Here is a 4314-nt window from a genome sequence, read left to right on the forward strand (position 1 = left end):
AAGAAGCACTTATCGAAACTATCGGATGTTCAGGTATGACTCATTCTGCAGCTATGGCAGCTGAAGCTTTAGTTGGTAGAACTTTACTTGAAGCATTAAACACTGACTTAGTTTGTGATGCTATCAATACTGCAATGAGAGAATTATTCTTACAGATCGTTTATGGACGTTCTCAGTCTGCTTTCTCAGAAGGTGGTTTAGTAGTAGGTGCTGGTCTTGAAGACTTAGGTAAAGGTTTAAGATCAATGGTAGGTACATCTTATGCTACTAAGAAGAAAGGTCCTCGTTACCTCGAATTAACTGAAGGTTACATTACTAGAGTTGCTTTAGATAATGATGACCAGATCATCGGTTACGAATTCGTAAATCTTGGAAGAATGATGGACATGATCAAAGCTGGAGAAGATGCTAATGAAGCTGTTAAGAAAGCAACAGGTTCTTATGGACGTTTTGCTGATGCTGCTAAGTACATCGATCCAAGAAAGGAATAATTAGGAGGTAGAACAATGGCTATTACATTTGAAGGTTATGAAAGAAGAATCAATCAGATCAATAAAACTTTAAACGAATATGGTATCAAAGATATCGAAGAAGCTAAGAAGATCTGTGATGATAAAGGTATTGATGTTTATAACATCGTTAAATCTACTCAGCCTATCTGCTTCGAAAATGCTTGCTGGGCTTACACTGTAGGTGCTGCAATCGCAATCAAGAAAGGTGACGTTAAGGCTGCTGATGCTGCTAAGACAATCGGTATTGGTTTACAGTCATTCTGTATTCCTGGATCAGTTGCTGATGATCGTAAAGTAGGTTTAGGTCATGGTAACTTAGGTTCAAGACTTCTTGATGAAGAAACTCAGTGTTTCGCTTTCTTAGCTGGTCATGAATCATTCGCAGCTGCTGAAGGTGCAATCAAGATCGCATTAAACGCTAACAAAGTTCGTAAGCATCCTTTAAGAGTTATCTTAAATGGTTTAGGTAAAGATGCTGCTAAGATCATCTCAAGAATCAATGGTTTCACATATGTTGAAACTCAGTTCGATTATTTCACAGGTGAGGTTAAAGAATTATCTAGAACTGCTTATTCAGATGGTGACAGAGCTAAGGTTAACTGCTATGGTGCAGATGACGTACGTGAAGGTGTAGCTATCATGCATAAGGAAGGTGTAGATGTCTCACTCACTGGCAACCCTACTAACCCAACTCGTTTCCAGCATCCAGTTGCAGGTACATATAAGAAAGAATGTATCGAACAGGGTAAGAAATACTTCTCAGTTGCTTCAGGAGGAGGAACTGGTCGTACATTACATCCAGATAACATGGCTGCAGGACCAGCTTCATATGGTATGACTGATACTATGGGTCGTATGCATAGTGATGCTCAGTTCGCAGGTTCTTCATCAGTACCAGCTCACGTTGAAATGATGGGCTTAATCGGTATGGGTAACAACCCAATGGTAGGTGCTACTGTTGCAGTTGCAGTTGCTATCGAAGAAGCTAGCAAATAATTAATTCAACACTTAAAGTCCTGATTTATTCAGGGCTTTTTCTTTACTACAACGAATATTAATAATTATCAAAAAGAAGCAATGAGAACACTGAATCCCGAACTGAATAAGAAAGATATACTTATGAATAGTGTTATAGGATGTTGATGCAGAGACAAAAATCATCTTATTAAAGAATTAGGTGATATAGCCTGGTATCTTGCCGAAGCTGCTACCGCATTAGATGTTCCTTTAGATACTATCTTACAAGGTAACCTAGATAAACTACATAAAAGATATCCTGATGGATTTAATACAAGTGCTTCTATCAACAGACAAAAAGAGGATTGATTCTGTATCACAGAGTCAATCCTCTTTCTTTATATTTCATAGTCAATGGCAGTTACTTTCTTCATCTTGAGTCCTTCATTAAAACTTTCATTTGAGTTTGCATGTCAACTTCCAAAAAAACGTATATAATCTGGATCATTATCAATTTCCTAATCAAAAAAAAGATAAGATCACCTGCTTTTCTATCTTTCCACTTTCCTTGATTCTTATCGTTGTTTGTATTCGCTTGAATAAATGCTATACTATGAGCAAGGAGAATTGATTGTTATGAAACCAATTAAAGATATTGATTCAGATAATAATAATGTTAGTCTTCCTGAAACAATCGAAAATAAGTTAAATGAAGCAGAAATAGATTACGAAGAAGGAAGAAATCATACTGAAGAAGAAATATGGGGAATGTTTAGTAAAAAGTATGGATTTGACTTATAAAATATTATCTTAACTCTATGAAAATGAAACAGTGTACAAAAAGAGGATTGAATCTGTACTTACAGAGTCAATCCTCTTTCTTTTAATTCCAATAATCTAAGTAATCATATTCAGTATAACTACTAATAGATGCAAATTTCTGATATGTATCTCTATCCATAACAGCATATTTACTTGTTTTATTCTCTGTCTTAGTCACAAGAACATTTGTATCTCTAGAAAGTCTATAGAAACGATACGTATTTCCTTTTAATACAACACTGTAAGCAGGTGAACCATAACGAGCTTTGCTTTCATCATACTTAGTAACACCTTCTGGTAACTGATCAATAAATTCTAAACTATTAATCTTAGTAGAAACAGAAGTAGACTTATATAAAGAATAAGCTGTCTTCTTTTCACCACTTACATCAGCCTTTAATAAATATGCATTAGAACTAGGGAATACAAATACAGCCATTACACCAATAAACAAACATACAATAATACCTGCAATTATCTTTTTCTTAGAATTCATTTGTTTTCCTCCTCTTATATTATATCAAGAAAGTAAATCTCTCTTCTACTACATGTATATTATTATTTAATAATTGTTTTTTTGTTATAGATATAAATAATAGTGAACTCATATATATTGTGTGTAAATACTCAAAAACCCTTCGTCAGAAGGGATTATAAGAACTTATCTAATTCAGTTTTTACCTGTTCATTGATCTTATTAGTAGGATGATCAATTCTATGACCTCTCATGATCACAGATTCAATATGTCTTAATGCCAGTAAATCATCTAGTGGATTATCCTTTGTGACAATCATATCAGCTGACTTACCTACTTCAATAGAACCTGTCTCATCATCAATACCTGCCATTCTAGCTGCCTGTAATGTCGCACAATAAATCGCATATGCATTACTTACACCCACATACTTATGGAAGTAATATAGTTCTCTCCAGTAGTCATACTGTGTAATCCAAGGACATCCTACATCATTACCTAATACAATAGGAATATCATTCTCTAGTGCCTGTTTCGCACATTCTATAATTCCATCAAATACAACTTTACCATTGAATTGTTCTACTTCTGATGCGTTAGTAATAGAACGATCAAATAAAGCATATGGTAAGGCTGGTGATAATGTAGTACATAGGAATGCATTATTATCTTTAAATAACTTTATCATATGATCATCAAGTTTTGCCCCATGCTCAATCGAATCTACACCATTTTCTAAAGCCACTCTGACACCATCAGATGATTCTACATGAGCAGCAACTTTAAAGCCTAATTCATGTGCTTTATCACATACTGCTTTGACCATTTCAGGAGCCATCTTTAATTCTCCAGGAACACCCTTGTCCTTTGCATCTAGAACACCACCTGTAATCATTAATTTAATTAAATCAACATTTTGTTCCTTTGCTTTACTTACCTGTAAAAGTGCATCATCAATTGTTTCAGCTGCAATTGCTACACTCCCTGCCATATGACCATGAGGGACTGAAATACCTTCATTACCTGCTAAAATACGTGGACCTCTCTTCTTCCCACTATTAATTTCATCACGTACACGTGTATCAAAATCTCTAATACCACCTACTGTTCTAATAGTAGTGACACCACTGAGTAACTCCATTTCCGCAAACCCACTCACCATATTATGAGCAATAGCACGAGTAAGTGGATTACTCATTAAGAAGTTCACTAACTTTGCATTATCTCTCTGTTTCTTTTGCGGTTTCCCATTACCGGCTAAGTGTACATGCATATTAATAAGACCTGGCATAATATAGTTTTCTTTTAAATCAACTACAATATAGCCTGTTAAATCAGCTTCTTCTTGTAAAACAATATTCTTAATTTTACCCTGTTCTACAAGAATAGCGTAACCTTCCTTAACATGCATCTCCTTAGTACCATCTATTATTTTTCCATTGATATAAGCATCCTTCATTATGCTCACCCCTCTCTTATATCGATGATATCATATTCACTTCACATTATAATTTTAACATCTAACTTCTTTTGTAAGAAAAAATAAG

At 34.7% G+C, this 4314-nt stretch carries 5 protein-coding genes and 1 pseudogene; 4 read left to right on the forward strand and 2 right to left on the reverse strand.

The features are described 5' to 3' along the window. The 4 genes and pseudogenes from ACT8VG_RS07915 to ACT8VG_RS07930 form a co-directional block, all read left to right on the forward strand. Positions 1-491 (forward strand): hypothetical protein (locus ACT8VG_RS07915; protein ID WP_444195574.1); only part of this gene is annotated, 491 nt, incomplete at its 5' end. Positions 492-506: 15 nt separating this feature from the next. After that, positions 507-1508, forward strand: coding sequence for a GGGtGRT protein (locus ACT8VG_RS07920; protein ID WP_444195575.1), 1002 nt, complete (start codon positions 507-509; stop codon positions 1506-1508). A gap of 165 nt (positions 1509-1673) precedes the next feature. Next, positions 1674-1838: pseudogene (locus tag ACT8VG_RS07925) on the forward strand (nucleoside triphosphate pyrophosphohydrolase family protein); the annotation flags it as partial. A gap of 267 nt (positions 1839-2105) precedes the next feature. Next, positions 2106-2270 (forward strand): hypothetical protein, encoded by a 165-nt coding sequence (locus ACT8VG_RS07930; RefSeq protein ID WP_286181595.1) that lies wholly within the window; start codon positions 2106-2108, stop codon positions 2268-2270. An 82-nt stretch (positions 2271-2352) separates the two neighbouring features. Here the strand turns inward: ACT8VG_RS07930 and ACT8VG_RS07935 are convergent, their stop codons facing one another. Together ACT8VG_RS07935 and ACT8VG_RS07940 are read right to left on the reverse strand one after the other, a co-directional pair. Continuing rightward, the gene (locus ACT8VG_RS07935; protein WP_432267932.1) at positions 2353-2787 is read right to left on the reverse strand and encodes a hypothetical protein; all 435 of its coding nucleotides are present in this window, start codon (positions 2785-2787) and stop codon (positions 2353-2355) included. Positions 2788-2942: 155 nt separating this feature from the next. Continuing rightward, positions 2943-4226 (reverse strand): amidohydrolase family protein, encoded by a 1284-nt coding sequence (locus ACT8VG_RS07940; RefSeq protein WP_444195576.1) that lies wholly within the window; start codon positions 4224-4226, stop codon positions 2943-2945. Positions 4227-4314 lie beyond the last annotated feature (88 nt).

It is taken from the genome of Catenibacterium sp. (assembly GCF_052354645.1).
Taxonomy (GTDB): domain Bacteria; phylum Bacillota_I; class Bacilli_A; order Erysipelotrichales; family Coprobacillaceae; genus Catenibacterium; species Catenibacterium mitsuoka_A.

Excerpts from the sequence above, each read along its gene's own strand:
- ACT8VG_RS07940 (WP_444195576.1), bottom strand. The coding sequence starts at position 4,226 with ATGAAGGATGCTTATATCAATGGAAAAATAATAGATGGTACTAAGGAG.
- ACT8VG_RS07920 (WP_444195575.1), top strand. The coding sequence starts at position 507 with ATGGCTATTACATTTGAAGGTTATGAAAGAAGAATCAATCAGATCAAT.
- ACT8VG_RS07930 (WP_286181595.1), top strand. The coding sequence starts at position 2,106 with ATGAAACCAATTAAAGATATTGATTCAGATAATAATAATGTTAGTCTT.
- ACT8VG_RS07935 (WP_432267932.1), bottom strand. The coding sequence starts at position 2,787 with ATGAATTCTAAGAAAAAGATAATTGCAGGTATTATTGTATGTTTGTTT.